General features: G+C 73.0%; 12 protein-coding genes. 7 read left to right on the top strand and 5 right to left on the bottom strand.

Features of this window, described 5'->3' with window-relative positions; all coding sequences use genetic code 11:
- Nucleotide 1 precedes the first annotated feature (1 nt).
- Nucleotides 2-1,282, bottom strand: coding sequence for an exodeoxyribonuclease VII large subunit (gene xseA / locus FHR77_RS09425; RefSeq protein WP_167259858.1), 1,281 nt, complete (start codon nucleotides 1,280-1,282; stop codon nucleotides 2-4).
- Between the two features lie 101 nt (nucleotides 1,283-1,383).
- On the opposite strand from xseA, the gene FHR77_RS09420 reads away from it, so the two are divergent.
- Together FHR77_RS09420 and FHR77_RS09415 are read left to right on the top strand one after the other, a co-directional pair.
- Nucleotides 1,384-2,457, top strand: coding sequence for a 4-hydroxy-3-methylbut-2-enyl diphosphate reductase (locus tag FHR77_RS09420; RefSeq protein ID WP_167259856.1), 1,074 nt, complete (start codon nucleotides 1,384-1,386; stop codon nucleotides 2,455-2,457).
- Nucleotides 2,454-3,062, top strand: coding sequence for a DUF6264 family protein (locus tag FHR77_RS09415; protein ID WP_167259854.1), 609 nt, complete (start codon nucleotides 2,454-2,456; stop codon nucleotides 3,060-3,062). The genes FHR77_RS09420 and FHR77_RS09415 overlap by 4 nt, the downstream gene beginning before the upstream one ends.
- Nucleotides 3,063-3,155: 93 nt before the next feature.
- On the opposite strand, the gene fbaA is transcribed toward FHR77_RS09415, so the two are convergent.
- Complete coding sequence (fbaA, locus tag FHR77_RS09410) at nucleotides 3,156-4,184, bottom strand: class II fructose-bisphosphate aldolase (RefSeq protein WP_056056655.1); 1,029 nt, start codon at nucleotides 4,182-4,184, stop codon at nucleotides 3,156-3,158.
- Between the two features lie 132 nt (nucleotides 4,185-4,316).
- On the bottom strand, nucleotides 4,317-7,802 hold the full coding sequence (locus FHR77_RS09405; protein WP_167259852.1) for an SdrD B-like domain-containing protein: 3,486 nt from the start codon (nucleotides 7,800-7,802) through the stop codon (nucleotides 4,317-4,319).
- A 95-nt stretch (nucleotides 7,803-7,897) separates the two neighbouring features.
- Here FHR77_RS09405 and glpX point away from each other — a divergent pair, with 95 nt between their 5' ends.
- Nucleotides 7,898-8,896 (top strand): class II fructose-bisphosphatase, encoded by a 999-nt coding sequence (gene glpX, locus FHR77_RS09400; protein WP_056056650.1) that lies wholly within the window; start codon nucleotides 7,898-7,900, stop codon nucleotides 8,894-8,896.
- 78 nt (nucleotides 8,897-8,974) lie between these two features.
- On the opposite strand, the gene FHR77_RS09395 is transcribed toward glpX, so the two are convergent.
- Together FHR77_RS09395 and FHR77_RS09390 are read right to left on the bottom strand one after the other, a co-directional pair.
- Nucleotides 8,975-10,288: a DNA recombination protein RmuC gene (locus tag FHR77_RS09395; RefSeq protein ID WP_167259850.1), complete on the bottom strand. Its 1,314-nt coding sequence runs from the start codon at nucleotides 10,286-10,288 to the stop codon at nucleotides 8,975-8,977.
- Complete coding sequence (locus tag FHR77_RS09390; RefSeq protein WP_167259848.1) at nucleotides 10,285-10,884, bottom strand: exonuclease domain-containing protein; 600 nt, start codon at nucleotides 10,882-10,884, stop codon at nucleotides 10,285-10,287. The genes FHR77_RS09395 and FHR77_RS09390 overlap by 4 nt, the downstream gene beginning before the upstream one ends.
- Nucleotides 10,885-10,983: 99 nt before the next feature.
- On the opposite strand from FHR77_RS09390, the gene ychF reads away from it, so the two are divergent.
- The 4 genes from ychF (at nucleotide 10,984) to FHR77_RS09370 (ending at nucleotide 14,766) form a co-directional block, all read left to right on the top strand.
- Entirely contained in the window at nucleotides 10,984-12,057 is a 1,074-nt protein-coding gene (ychF, locus tag FHR77_RS09385) for a redox-regulated ATPase YchF (protein WP_167259846.1), read from the top strand.
- Between the two features lie 107 nt (nucleotides 12,058-12,164).
- Nucleotides 12,165-12,482, top strand: a complete 318-nt coding sequence (locus FHR77_RS09380; RefSeq protein WP_167259844.1) for a hypothetical protein — start codon at nucleotides 12,165-12,167, stop codon at nucleotides 12,480-12,482.
- The gene (locus FHR77_RS16610; RefSeq protein WP_167259842.1) at nucleotides 12,479-14,266 is read left to right on the top strand and encodes an alpha/beta hydrolase; all 1,788 of its coding nucleotides are present in this window, start codon (nucleotides 12,479-12,481) and stop codon (nucleotides 14,264-14,266) included. The genes FHR77_RS09380 and FHR77_RS16610 overlap by 4 nt, the downstream gene beginning before the upstream one ends.
- Nucleotides 14,267-14,274: 8 nt before the next feature.
- On the top strand, nucleotides 14,275-14,766 hold the full coding sequence (locus FHR77_RS09370) for a hypothetical protein (RefSeq protein WP_167259840.1): 492 nt from the start codon (nucleotides 14,275-14,277) through the stop codon (nucleotides 14,764-14,766).
- Nucleotides 14,767-14,954 lie beyond the last annotated feature (188 nt).

Genomic DNA, 14,954 nt, shown 5'->3' with positions numbered 1-14,954 from the left:
GCTACCGAGCAGAGCTGACGGCGGGGCCCTGGCCCGCGCCGGCGGGGGAGGGCGACCGGCCTGGGGAGAAGGCGCCGGTGCTGACGGCCCCCACCGCGCCTCCCTCGAGGGTGACTACGAGCTCGACCCCGGCCGGTGCGTCGTCGGGTTCGCGCAGCACGCCGCCCCCCGGCAGCTGCACGATCGAGTAGCCGCGCCGCAGCGTGCCCTGGGGCGACAGCGCCCGCAGCTGCGCGGTCAGCTCGGAGACGCGCGTGTGGGCGCGCTCGACCGCCCGGGCGAGCAGCTCCTCGCCACGGGCCACGGCCCGCACGACCTCGTCGGCGCGGACGTCGACCAGGGTCTGGGGCGAGGCGAGCACCGGGCGGCTGCGGAGCTGCTCGAGCCGGTCGATCTCGGTCGAGACCAGCGAGGTGAGCCGCTGGCCGATGCGGGTGCGGGCCTGCTGCACGCGCTGGAGCTCCTCCGACACGTCGGGCACGACGCGCTTCGCGGCGTCGGTCGGCGTCGAGGCACGGAGGTCGGCGACGTCGTCGAGCAGCGGCCGGTCGGCCTCGTGCCCGATGGCGCTGACCACGGGCGTCGTGCACGCCGCCACGGCGCGCACCAGGCCCTCGTCGCTGAAGCCGAGGAGGTTCTGGAAGTCGCCGCCGCCGCGCGCGACGATGATGACGTCGACCTCGGGGTCGGCGTCGAGCTGCTGCACGGCGGCGGTCACCTCGCCCACCATCCGGTCGCCCTGCACCGCGGCGTGCACGACCCGGAAGGCGACCGACGGCCAGCGCAGCTGCGCGTTGCGGAGGACGTCCTTCTCGGCGTCGCTGTCGCGGCCGGTCACCAGCCCGATGCACTGCGGCAGGAAGGGCAGCGGGCGCTTGCGGTCGGCGCCGAAGAGCCCCTCCGAGGTGAGCTGGCGCCGGAGCCGCTCGAGTCGTTCGAGCAGGTCGCCGAGCCCGACGTGGCGCATGTCGAACACCTGCATGGTGAGCGAGCCGCCCTTGACCCAGTAGTTCGGCTTGACCGCGGCGATGACGCGGTCGCCCTGCTTGAGGTCGGCCGGCACCCGCGACTTCACGCTCGACCAGATCGAGAACGAGATCGTGGCGTCCTGCTCGAGGTCCTTGAGCTTGCCGTAGACGTTGCCCCCCGAGACGTTCCACTGCGTGATCTCGCCCTCGACCCACGCCGTGCCGAGGCGGTCGATCCAGTCGCGCACCTTGGCGGCGAGCAGCCCCACGGGCCAGGGGGCCTCGGCGGTCGGCGGCGGGGTGACGATGGTCATGCTGCTCCCGGTGGTCGTGGGTGGTGGTCGGTGCTCGGTCGGCGGCGCGGGGCGTGCCCCGCTCCCAGTGGGTCGGCAGTCGAGCGCCTTACACTCTCCTGGTGGCCCACATCACGAACGGCGCGCTCGCCGTCGACCTCCCGACCCCCCGCGTGCCCGCCGTGCGCAACAGGCTACGGGACACCCCCGTCGCCGGACGCAAGCGCGTGCTGCTGGCCGCTCCCCGCGGCTACTGCGCCGGTGTCGACCGCGCCGTGATCGCCGTCGAGAAGGCCCTCGAGCACTACGGCTCGCCGGTCTACGTCCGCAAGCAGATCGTCCACAACGTCCACGTCGTCTCGACGCTCGAGAGCCAGGGTGCGATCTTCGTCGACGAGGTCGAGGAAGTCCCCGAGGGGTCGCACGTCGTCTTCAGCGCCCACGGCGTCTCGCCGGCGGTGGTGCAGGGCGCGGCCGACCGCGGCCTCCAGGCGATCGACGCCACCTGCCCCCTCGTCACGAAGGTGCACCGCGAGGCTGTCCGCTTCGGGTCGCAGGGCCGCCACATCATCCTCATCGGCCACGCCGGCCACGAGGAGGTCGAGGGCACGATGGGCCACGCCGCCGACCGGACGACCCTCGTGCAGAACCCCGACGAGGTCGACGACCTCGTCGTCGACGACCCCGAGAACCTCGTCTGGCTGTCGCAGACGACCCTCAGCGTCGACGAGACCATGGAGACCGTGCGCCGCCTGCGCGAGCGCTTCCCCTCCATCCAGAACCCCCCGAGCGACGACATCTGCTACGCCACGCAGAACCGCCAGGTCGCCATCAAGAAGGTGTCGGTCGAGGCCGACCTCGTCATCGTCGTGGGCTCGGCCAACAGCTCGAACAGCGTGCGCCTCGTCGAGGTCGCCCTCGAGCACGGGGCCAAGGCCGCGTACCGCGTCGACTACTCGAGCGAGATCAAGCAGGAGTGGCTCGACGGCGTCGAGACCGTCGGCGTCACCTCCGGCGCGTCGGTGCCCGAGGTGCTCGTCAAGGAGGTCCTCGACGACCTGGCCGATGCGGGCTACCTCGACGTCTCCGAGGTCGTCACGGCCCATGAAGACCTCATGTTCTCGCTGCCCAAGGAGCTCCGCACCGACTCCACCGGCGCCGTCGACAGCCGGGCCCTCGGCGGACGGACCCGATGACCGACGAGTCGTCGGCCCCCCGCGACGCCCGTCCCCGCCCGCGGTACGGCGAGTACGCGCCCGAGGGCTGGGTCAGCCCCGTCGCCGACGCGGCCGCGGCGCGGGAGGCCGAGCTGGCGGCGAAGGCCGCTGAGTCGCGAGCCGTGGACGCCCGGCCGGGCGCAGCCCCGGTGACGCAGACCGCCTCGACGGCGGGCCCCGCGACTCCTGCTGCCCTGAGCACGGGGCGCCGGGTGGACCGCGTCGCGACGCTCGCGCTGATCGGCCTCGCCGTCTACAACGTGGTGGGCAACGTCGTGCTGGTGCCGAACTTCTCGGCGACCCTGCTCGACCTGCTCCGACGCAGCGGCTACGACGTCGACACGTTCACGTCGCAGGCGGGCCTGCAGACGGCGGGCGCCGTGATCGCGGTGACCTCGCTGGTCGTCTTCGTCGTGATGCTCTGGTGGTCCCTGCGCCGACTGCGAGCCGGCCGTCTCTCGTTCTTCGTGCCTCTCGCCGCGGGCGCGCTCGTGACCGCCGTGCAGCTCGTCGCCGTCTTCTCGGTGGTGCTCGGCGACGCCGCCTTCGTGCAGTCCGTCATGGACGCCGGCAACCGCCCCTGACCTCGCCGCCCCGGTCGACCCGGGGCACGGACGTGACGACGCCCCGCCGGCCTGAGCCGACGGGGCGTCGTGACGTCACGGGGGAGTCGCGGGTCAGCTCCCCGACTGGCCGAACGACCCCAGCTGCCGCGTGGCCTCGACGACCCGCGCCGCCATGGCCGACTCGGCGACCTTGCCCCAGGCGCGGGGGTCGTACTGCTTCTTGTTGCCGACCTCGCCGTCGGCCTTGATGAACCCGTCGTAGTTCTTGAGCACGGTGTCGGCGATCGACCGGCTGAAGGCGTACTGCGTGTCGGTGTCGAGGTTCATCTTGACGACGCCGTTCGAGACGGCCTCGGAGATCTCGGCGTCGGACGAGCCCGAGCCACCGTGGAAGACGAGCTCGAGGGGCTTCTCGGCGGTGCCGAAGCGCTCCTGGATGCCCTGCTGGATCTCGCCGAGCAGCTCGGGGCGGAGCTTGACGTTGCCGGGCTTGTAGACGCCGTGCACGTTGCCGAAGGTGAGGGCAGCGATGTAGCGGCCTTTCTCGCCCAGGCCGAGCGCCTCGACGACGCGGGTCACGTCGCCCACGGTCGTGTAGAGGGCGTCGTTCGTGCCCTCGTGCTGCACGCCGTCCTCCTCGCCGCCGACGACGCCGATCTCGACCTCGAGGATGGCGTTGATGGCGGCGGTGCGCTTCAGCATCTCCTCCGCGATGGAGATGTTCTCGTCGAGGGGGACGGCCGAGCCGTCCCACATGTGCGACTGGAAGAGCGGATTGCGGCCGGCCTTCACCTCCTCCTCGGAGGCGGCGATCAGCGGCAGGACGAAGCCGTCGAGGGCGTCCTTCGGGCAGTGGTCGGTGTGCAGCGCGACCGTGATCGGGTAGTTCTTGGCGACCTCGGTCGCGAACTTCGCGAAGGCGATCGCCCCGGCGGCGCGGTTCTTGACGGTGTGGCCGGCGAAGTAGTCGGCACCGCCGGTCGTCACCTGGATGATGCCGTCGCTGCCCGCCTCGGTGAGGCCCTGGAGCACCGCGTTGATCGTCTGCGACGACGACACGTTGACGGCGGGGTAGGCGAACCCCTTCTTCTTCGCTCGGTCGAGCATCTCGGCGTACTGCTCGGGGGTGGCGACGGGCATGGCTTCTCCTTCGGTGGTGCGGGTGCGGCTCTGCTCGGCCCAGCCTAGTCAGCGGGCCCGGCGTCGGCCCAGGCTCGGGAGGCGGCGGCGGAGGGTCGACACCCGGGGGTGCCGACCCTCCGCCGGGTCGCCTCAGACGGAGCTCGGCGTGCTGTCGTCCCGCTCCGCGGAGCGTCGACGGGCGAGGAGGACGACGCCCCCGGCGGCGAGGGCGAGCAGGGCGGCCAGCGCCGTCAGGCCCAGCACGAGGGGTGCTCCGGTGAACGCCAGGACGGCGGGTCGAGGCTCCGGCGCCCCGGCCGTCAGGTGCTCCTCCGGGTCGGCCCCGGGGGAGGTCGAGGTGCCGCCCTCGTCGACCGGCGGGTCGACCACGGGCGGGTCGACCACGGGAGGCTCGACGACCGGGGGATCGACGACGGGGGGCTCCACGACGGGCGGCTCGACCGGGTCGGCCAGCGCCCCCGCGTCGACGTGGTCGTGTCGCGAGACGCCCGCGAGCGCACCGCTGGCGTCGAGCACGCGGCTCACCGTCACCACGGCCCGCCCGTCGGCGTCGACGTCGGAGTCGCGCTCGGGGTCGTCGCCGGCCCGGAGGGTCGTCCACCCGCCGGGCACCGCGCCCACGTCGACCCGGTAGTCGCCGGGGCGCAGGCCGGTCGTCGACCAGCGACCGAGCGCGTCGGTCTCGACGGCCCGCGAGACGAGGTCGCCGCGGTCGTCCGTGCCGGTGACCAGCACCGGGTGGCCGGGCCGACCCGGCTCGTCGTCGCCGCGCACGCCGTCCGCGTCGACGTCCGTCCAGACGCGGTGGCCGAGCGTGCCCGCGGCGACCCGCGTGCTGGCCCGGTTCGAGGTCGTGGCCCAGTCGATGCCGGCGACCCGGAGGGCGAAGCTCGACGCCCAGAGCTCGGCGTCGGCGGAGTCGTCGGCTCCGGTCAGGACGAGCTCGTGCTCCACCGAGCCGCCGCGCTCGACGGGGCCGTCGCGGTGCACGCGCACGGCGGTGACGTCGTCGAGCCCCGTCGGGCAACCGGCCCGGCCGAGCTCCGCCTCGAGGCACCAGGTGGTGGCGCCTCCCGGCTGGTTCGACGCGTGGGCGGGGTCGGTGTCGACGTCGGCCGAGGGGGCGTCGGTGTAGCTCACGGTCTCCGTGTCGCCGTCCGCCGCCAGCGGGGCGACGAGCCGAGGCTGCGTCGCCGCGGTGGTGCTGCCGTCGCCCGGATGGGGCAGCGTGCTGATCAACGAGCTCGAGGGCAGCGCCTCGGAGCCGACGTTGCGGTACGAGAGCGTGAAGACCACCTCGTCGCCGACGACGTGCACCGGGCGGTCGACGGTCTCCTCCGTGTCGAAGCCGCTGCCGGCCAGCACCTGGAGGGCCCGGTCGGAGGTGCGGAAGGACGCCGCCGACACGTCACGGCTCGACTCGATCGTCGCGCGGTTCAGGGCCTCGACCCCCGCTCGCGTGCTCGTGAAGCGGGCGTCGAACACCAGCGGCGCGATCGTCGCGTTGACCTCCACCGGGTCGAAGCGCCAGGTCAGCCGCTGGCGGGCCTCGCCGTCGATCTCGACCTCGTCGACCACCGGCTCCGGCGAGCTCGACCCCGGGACGAACTCGGTACCGGCGGGGAGGACGTCCCGCACCGTGACGACCTCGGCCACCCGGTCGTCGCTGGCGTTCGTCACCGACGGGTACAGGGCGTAGCGGACCGTGCCGCCCGCCGTCACGAAGGCGCTCTGGTCGGGGGTGTCGCCGGCGTCGTGGCCGGGGTCGACGACCGCGCTCGTGATGCGGGCGGTGTTGCTGGTCGTCGTGAGGAAGTCCGACCAGGGGCCGTTCGCGCTCTCCGCGTCGGCGCGGTCGTGGGTCCACTCGCCGTCGGCCGAGGTGCGCATGCTGGAGAAGGTGCGCACGCGGGTGTCGTTCTCGAGCCGCGGTGCCACCGTGAGGTGGACGTTGAAGCCGATGGTCGTCGTGGCCGGGTGGTCGTACGACCAGCGCACGGCGCCGACGGCCGCCGGGCCGCCCTCGACGTCACGCGGGTCGGCGTGCCACTCCCGGTCGTCGTCGTCGCAGGTGGCGCTGCGGGCCGCCTCCTGGTCACCGCCGGCGAAGGCCGCGAACTCCGGCCGCCCGGTGGTGCCGACGCTGTTGCTAGACGCCCACGACCCCGGGGCGTTCTCGCGCAGCGTCTGCACGGTGTTGTCGAAGACGGAGCAGACGACGGTGTCGCCCCAGGGGCCCACGCCGCGGTTGTTGAGGCTCGTGCTGCTGAGGATCGACTGGGCCGGGGTGACGTACGGGAGGTCGTTCTTGCCCGACAGCGGGAACGACGCGGAGCGCTCGGCGTCCCAGCCGTAGTACCGGGTCACGCCCCCGACGCCGGCGTTCTGGCTGACGTTCCGGTCGACGGAGTTGTCGTGGTCGGGCTCGGGGTCGCCGTCGTAGTTCGCGCGACCGCTGATCGAGGTGGCGGCGACGTCACGGTAGGTGTTGCGGGCCGTGAACGACTGGCCGAGCGGCGGCGCCGGGACCCAGAGGCTGACGTAGGCGGAGACGACGTAGGGCACCACGCCGCCGGCGATCTGCCCGCCCGAGACGCTGCGGGTCGGCACCGAGGCGAGGCTCGTGTCGGTGCCGCTGACGGTGATCGAGACGGGCTCGCCCGGGGCGGCCTGCTCGCAGGTCACGGTGCCCGAGTCGACCACCGCGCGCTCTCCGCCGCCGACGCCGCCCGGCGCGGCGGCGATCTGGCCCGTGTTCACGCCGCAGGCCGGGGCGCCGTCGACCGAGTGGAGCACGGCGGGGCTCGGCGCCGAGCCGTACATGCGAGACACGTCGTCGACCAGGGTGATGCCGTCGGCGAGCTGCTCGTAGCCCAACAGGCCGCCGCCCTCGACGAGCGACTCCCAGTGCACCTGCAGCGGGTAGACGATCGAGAACCCCGGCGTCGTGCCGTCGGCGCCGAGCAAGGGCGTGAAGGCCGGCACGGTGCGCGACATCGACACGTCGAAGCGCGGCGCGGCGGAGACGGTGACGGCGGGCGCCGCGACCTCGACCGGCTCGAGCCCGACGGCGTGGGCCTCGACCCCGGCCTCGAGCACGGTCGCGTGCGGCAGCGCCGTCGAGACCGACGCCACGGCGCTGACCGTGCGGGCGCCGCCGGTCAGCGTGCCGAGCTCGCAGCTCAGCACGTCGCCGACGACGGCCGAGCCGGCCGCGCACTCGTCGGGGACGCCGGCCCAGCTGGTGCCCTCGGCGGCCGTGAGCCGGACCCCGCCCGTGGCCGAGCCCTCCGAGGTGCCGACGGTGACGGCGTAGACGACGGCGTCGGCCGTGCGGACCACGCCGTTGCGCGGACCGCTGTCGCCCCCGGGCCGGTCGTCGTCGCTGAAGCGCCCGAGGCCGTCCGACGAGACCGCCACGCTGAGCCGGAGCCCGTCGGCGGAGACCTCGGAGCGCTCGCTCGGTGGGGCCGTCGTCGACGGCCCCCCGGGCTCGGGGGGAGGCGATGAGGAGGCGCGGGCGGAGACCGCGGGGACGGTGGCCGCCGCGATCAGCGCAGCGGCGACGGCGGCTGCCGTCACCCCGCGGGTGAGGGGAGTGGAGAGAGGGGTCAAGGGAGGCCTTCCGGTCGGGCATGCATGCCTCATGCCGGGTGAGAACATATCGCATGACAGCCGTGAGGGGAAGGCGTGGCGAGTACACTCGTGGAATGGCTGATTCGTCCTCCGGGAACCTCTACTCGCACCCTGACCGCAACCTCGGCATGGAGCTGGTGAGGGCCACCGAGGCGGCGGCGATCCGCTCCGCTCCCTTCATCGGCAAGGGCGACAAGAACGCCGCCGACGGCGCCGCGGTCGACGCGATGCGCAAGTTCCTCGGCACCGTCGCCTTCGACGGCGTCGTCGTCATCGGCGAGGGCGAGAAAGACGAAGCCCCGATGCTCTTCAACGGCGAGCACGTCGGCAACGGCTTCGGCCCCGCCTGCGACATCGCGGTCGACCCGATCGACGGCACGAGCCTCACCGCCGCCGGCCGCATGAACGCCCTCTCGGTCATCGCCGTCAGCGACCGCGGCAGCATGTTCGACCCCAGCGCCGTCTTCTACATGGACAAGATCGTCACCGGCCCCGAGGGCATCGGCGTCATCGACCTCGACCGCCCGATCGGCGACAACATCCGTGCCCTGGCCGAGGCCAAGGGCCTCGCCGTGGAGGACGTCCAGGTGGCCGTCCTCGACCGCCCGCGCCACGCCGACCTCATCCAGCAGATCCACGCCGCCGGCGCCGGCACCCGCCTGCTGCTCGACGGCGACGTCGCCGGCGGCATCAACGCCGCCCGCCCCGACTCGCGCATCGACATGTGCGTCGGCATCGGCGGCACCCCCGAGGGCATCATCACCGCCTGCGCCGTGAAGGCTCTCGGCGGCCTCATCCTCACCCGCTTGGCTCCGAAGGACGACGCGGAGCGCCAGAAGGCGATCGACGCCGGCCACGACCTCACCCGCGTGCTCGACCAGGACGACCTGGTCAAGGGCGACAACGCCTACTTCGTCGCCACGGGCGTCACCGACGGCGCGCTCGTCGCGGGCGTCAAGCGCAAGCAGGGCATGATCCGCACCTCGAGCATCGTGCTCCGCTCGCACTCCGGCACGATCCGCCGCGTCGAGGCCGACCACCTCGTCTCGAAGTGGTACGGCGAGAACGCCTAGTCACCGAGTGACGGAGGGGCCGGGGCGACGTGTTCGCCCCGGCCCGCCGTCTGCCCCACGCCGCCGCTCGCGGGGTGATCAGACGCTGTCGTGCTGGTGCTGGTGCTCGTGCTCGCCCTGCGGCTGCCCGGTGCGCTGCTCGGCCTCGTCGAGCGCCGCCGTCAGCTCGGGCGCGGTGAGGTCGCGGGGCACCTCCTCGACGACCGCGGGGGCAGCCAGCACCGTCGACTCGTCGAGCACGCTGAGGCGCCGGGCCGACGGCAGGACGGTGCGCTCGAGCGACCCGACGAAGCGGTTGTAGTCGACGACCGACCCGCGGAGGGACCGGCCGAGCTTGTCGACGTGGCCGGCCATCGTGGCGAGGCGGCCGTGCAGCTCCCGGCTGAGGTCGAAGAGGGCCTTCGCTTCGGTGGTCACGACGTCCTGCTGCCAGCTGAAGGCCACCGTCTTGAGCACCGACCACAGCGTGACGGGTGAGGCGAGCGCGACCCGCTTCTGGAACGCGTAGTCCATCAGGGCGGGGTCGGCCTCGAGGGCCGACGAGACGAGCGACTCGCTGGGGATGAAGGCGATGACGAGCTCGGGGGAGGAGTCGAGCCCCGCCCAGTAGGTCTTCGCCGAGAGGGCGTCGACGTGCGCACGGAGGGCCTTCACGTGCTGCTTGACGAGCAGGTCGCGGCGGGCTGCCTCCTCGCCGGAGGCGGTGGCCGGGATGGTGCTCGCCTCGAGGTAGGCGGAGAAGGGCACCTTGGCGTCGACGGCGATGGACTTGCCGCCGGGCAGGTGCACCACCATGTCGGGCCGGCCCTGGCCGGCGTCCGAGCTGATGCTCGACTGCAGGTCGAAGTCGACCCGCTCGATCAGGCCGGCCGCCTGCACGACGTTGCGCAGCTGGGTCTCGCCCCAGACGCCTCGGGTGCTGTTGGAGCGCAGGGCGCTGGCCAGCGACTCCGCCGTGCTCCGGAGGCGCTCCTCCGACTCGACGGCGCTGCGCAGCTGCTCGCTCAGGGTGCCGTACTGGTGCGCCCGCTGCTCTTCGAGCTCGGCGACCTTGGCCTGGACGGCCGCGAGGCTCTGCGCGACCGGGCTGAGCGCGGTCATGACCTGGCCCTCGGAGCGGGTGCGCTCGGCCTCCGCGATGCGGACGTCTCGCAGGCGGTCCTGGAACTCGCGGAGGCGCGCCTCCTGGTCGGCGGACTGGCGGCGGTGCAGCTCGTCGAGGTCGGCGAGGCGCTCGCGGTGCCCCTCGACGGTGGCGCGGGCGCCGGCGAGCTCGGCCGACAGGCGGGCCGTCGACTCGGCCGACCGGGCCCGTGTCGCCAGCACGCCCAGCACGACGCCGACGGCGAGGGAGAGGACGACGAGGGCCAGGACGGCGATCGGTGAGGTCATGCCCGCAGTGTCGCAGCAGCCCCCGACAGCGGTGTGAGGCGCTTCATGGTCACGCGCGAGGCCTCGGCGAGCTGCCGGAGGTCGTCGGCGCCGTGCACCGCGGCCGCGTGGGTCACGATGGCCGCGCAGGCCTCGGCGTCGGCGAGGGCGTCGTGGTGCGAGAAGCCCGTGAAGCCCGCGGCGGCGGCCGCCATCGGGAGCCGGTAGGAGTCGAGGGCGTACGTCTTGCGCGCCACCTGGAGGCTGCAGAGGTAGGCCCAGTCGGGCGGGTGGATGCCCGTGGCGTGGCAGGCGGCGCGGATGACGCCCATGTCGAACCCCGCGTTGTGGGCGACGAAGACGTCGATGCCGGCGAAGTCGGCGATGAGGTCGAACTGCTCCTCCCACTCGAAGGCGCCGATGACGTCGTCGGCGACGATCCCGTGGATGCGGGTGTTCCACTCCAGGAAGGCGTCGTGGCCGGCGGGCGGCTTGATCAGCCAGCCGACCTTGTCGACGACGACGCCGTCGCGCACCTTGACGAGGCCGACGGAACAGGCCGACGCGCTGCTCGCGTTGGCGGTCTCGAAGTCGATCGCGGTGAAGTCGATGGGCACCGGGCCATGCTCTCACGCACCCCCGACGTCGCCGGCCCGGCCCGCGCCTCCCCGGCTCCAGGCGGTGCGTCGGGCCCCGCGCCGGTACGATGGCTGACCGTGGCTCTCACTATCGCGATCGTCGGACTGCCCAACGTCGGCAAGTCCACCCTGTTCAACGCCCTGACCAAGAACCAGGTGCTGGCGGCGAACTACCCGTTCGCGACCATCGAGCCGAACGTCGGCATCGTCAACCTGCCCGACCCGCGCCTCCAGGTGCTCGCCGGCATCTTCGGCAGCGAGAAGACGCTGCCCGCGCCGGTCTCGTTCGTCGACATCGCCGGCATCGTCAAGGGCGCGAGCGAGGGCGAGGGCCTCGGCAACAAGTTCCTCGCCAACATCCGCGAGGCCGACGCCATCGCCGAGGTCGTGCGCGGCTTCGTCGACGAGGACGTCGTGCACGTCGACGGCCGGGTCGACCCCGAGGGCGACATGGGCACCATCAACACCGAGCTGATCCTCGCCGACCTCGAGACCGTCGAGAAGGCGATCGTGCGCTACGAGAAGGAGCTCCGCCTCAAGCGCGTCGAGCCGCTCACGCACGAGACCGCGGTCGCCGCCCGCGACGCCCTGCAGCGCGGCGAGGCCCTGTCGGCGTCGGGCATCGACCTCGAGCCGATCCGCGAGCTCGGGCTGCTCACCGCCAAGCCCTTCATCTACGTCTTCAACGTCGACGAGTCGATCCTCACAGACGAGACGAAGAAGGCCGAGCTGGCCGCCCTGGTGGCGCCGGCCGAGGCCGTCTTCCTCGACGCGAAGATCGAGTCGGAACTGATCGACCTCGACCCTGACGACGCGGCCGAGCTGCTCGCGTCGACCGGTCAGGAGGAGTCGGGCCTCGACCAGCTGGCCCGCATCGGCTTCGAGACCCTCGGCCTGCAGACCTACCTCACGGCAGGCCCGAAGGAGACCCGCGCCTGGACCATCGGCAAGGGCTGGAAGGCCCCGCAGGCGGCCGGCGTGATCCACACCGACTTCGAGAAGGGCTTCATCAAGGCCGAGGTCATCTCGTTCGAGGACCTCGTCGAGACCGGCTCCATCGCGGAGGCGCGCTCGGCCGGCAAGGCCCGCATCGAGGGCAAGGAGTACGTCATGCAGGACGGCGACGTGGTGGAGTTCCGCTTCAACAACTGACCGGTCCGTCGACCCTGCCTCGACGCGTGCCACGTCTCGCGGTAGCGTCGGGGGAGTGCGCGCGACGACTGCGTGTCACGTCTGGGGGGACCATGACGCGGTACAGGGTGGACACGCAGGGGGTGCGAACGGCGCTGCTCGCCGTGGGGGCCGAGGGCGAGGTGCTCGCCGAGGCCCGGGCCACGACCGGGACGTCGTTCGACGAAGCTTCCACGGCTTGTGCCCAGAGCACGGGCGTGGGGGCTGCGGTGGGTCGCGTGGCCGATCTCGTGCACGACGGCCAGGACGCGGTCGAGCGCCACGTCGCTGCCTGCGTGGCCGCGATGGTGGAGGCCGCGACGGCCTACGAGGTGGCTGACGCGCTCATGGCCGGAGAGGCGGACGATGCCCGGGCCGCCGCGGGGGACGGGTGGGAGGCGTGGTGAGCTGCGTCAGCGCCGGGGACGTCCCCGAGATCACGGTGGACGAGGCCGAGCTGCGGGCCGTCGCCATGACCCTCGACGCCCGGTCGGGCAGCACGCCGGACGCCGCCGCCTCGGCGCTGGACGAATGGCGTCGGCTCTCGTCGTCGTACGAGGCGCCGGAGAGCCAGGCCGCCCTCTCGGCGATGGAGCCCGTGACCGCGGCGTCCGCGTCGGTGGAGTCGGCGGTCGGCCAGGCGTCCTCCGCCCTGCAGACGTTCGCCGCGGCCGTCGAGTCGCTGCGGGCGACCAGGAACCAGCTGCTGCAGGACGTCGCGGCCCTCGACGCGGACGTCCAGTCCGCCGCTGCGGCGGACGACGATGGCGGCCACTGGAGCGACGACCCGACGCTCGCCGACGCCGACGGCGACCTCCGTCGGCGCGTGTCGGCGTTCGCCGAGGCCCTCGAGCAGGCGGAGCAGGACTGCGTCCGCGCGCTCGACGGCATCTCGGTGAGCACGGCCGGGCTCTCCCTCGGTGCCGACCCCGGGGCAGGGGGCGTCGACTGGGCCCTCGTCAGCTCGGGCGGCAGCTTCGACCTGCCCCTCCTCAGCGCCCTGGCCGCCCTGCCACCCGCGCAGCTGCGGAGGTGGGCGAGCCGCAACGACGAGCTCCTCCTCCAGATGATGAACCACGACACCGACCCGGCTGCCGTCGCCGCGTGGTGGGCGTCGCTCGGCGACGGGACGGGAGCGGCCGACCCTGCGGCGCCGGACTCGCTGTCAGACTCGCAGCGGACGCTGCTCCGCTGGGTGCCCGAGGCACTCGGTGACCGTGAGGGACTGCCCTACACGGTGCGCGACACGGCGAACCGTGCCGTGCTCGCGTCGACGATCGACGATCTCGAGTCGACCATCGAGGCGATCGAGAGCGGGAGCTACGTCCTCCCCGAGGGCAGCTCGAGCGCCGCGTCCGACTACGCCACGGCGACGGCAGCGCTCGCCCCGCTCCTCGTCCTGCGCGACAAGGTCGGCCGAGGGACGCCCGAAGGCACTCGCCCGACTCCGTTCCAGCGTCAGCTGGTGAACCTCGACACGTCCGTCGTGCCACCGCTCGCGGCGGTCGCCCTGGGTGACGTCGACCGCGCGAGCCACGTCTCGGTGATGGTGAGCGGGATGTTCAGCAGCGTCGAGGAGAGCACCGGCGGGGCCCTCGCCGACGGCCGTGCCGTGCAGCAGAGCACCCAGTCACGACTCAGGGGGGACGACACGGCCGCCACGATCGTCTGGCTCGACTACGACAGCCCGAACGCCGCCACCGTGAACCTGCCGTTCCACGCGCAGGTCGGGGGCGAGCGACTCGCCGACGCCACCCGCGGGGTCGACGCGGTCGGTGACGCGCGGGGCTCGGAGACGTACGTCTCGGTGCTCGCGCACTCCTACGGCAGCACGACGCTGGTCGAGGCCCTCAAGGAGCCCGACACGGGCGTCGACGTCGCCGCGACCTACGGGTCGCCGGGGGTCTACGCGGACTCGCTCGACGACTTCGAGGCACCCCGTGACGGCGTGTACGCCACCCTGTCTCCGACGGACGTCCTCGCGAGGACCGGGTGGGCGCTGTCGGGCGTCCGGGTCTTCCCCACCGACATCGACGGCGTCACGTCGTTCTCGTCCGGGGACGAGACGGCTCCGGGGGGTCAGTCCCTCGACGCGAGCAGCGGACACAGCGACTACCTGCGGCCGGGCACGACGTCCGTCTACAACCTCGGGTACATCGCTGCCGGCCACGGTGACGAGGTCATCAGGTGAGGCGGCCCGTGGCCCTCGCCCTGGTCGTGACGGGCATGATCGCCCTGACCGGCTGCGCCCAGAACGACGAACGAGACGGAGTCACCGTGGAGCCCCAGACCGCAGCCCAGGAGATCGTCGACGCGGTGGCCGCGGGGCGGGAGGCCGTCGGCGGAGAGTGGCTCGGCGGCTGGGACCTCAACCTCAGCTCGTGCCCCGACGGCGGCGAGCAGTTCGCGGGGTACTTCGAGCAGCAGCCCGCGCGGGACCCGGGCACCTCGGAGTCCGCGGTCAGGGGCGCGTTGGAGCCGTACGGGGCCGAGGTGGTGCGCACCGATCGGCCGGACGGCAGCGTCGAGCTGCTCCTCGCCCGCGACGACGGCTTCCTGACGCTCGTCACCATCACGGACGCGAAGACGAGCTTCACCGCCACCAGCGCCTGCTTCCCCGACGGCGACGGCGACGACGTCGACCCGGCCGAGCTCCTGCCTCGGTCGGAGCCCGACGTCCAGCCCCTCTGAGGCGCCTACACGAGGCGACGGGCGACCATCCGGGAGCTGGACCGGGGGACGACCTCCGGGGTACACGTCGCTCGCGATCGACGGCCCGTGGGGGACCGGATCCGTACCCCGCCGTGCCCCCCGTCCGGCCGATACTCCCGGGTATCCTCCCCTCACGTGAGGGTCGTGTACCCCGAAGGGGGAGGGAT

Origin of the sequence: Frigoribacterium endophyticum (assembly GCF_011759585.1) — a bacterium.
Classification (GTDB): Bacteria; Actinomycetota; Actinomycetes; order Actinomycetales; family Microbacteriaceae; genus Frigoribacterium; species Frigoribacterium endophyticum.
The sequence above is the reverse complement of the archived record's forward strand: the minus strand, read 5'-3'. Positions and strand labels throughout refer to the sequence as shown.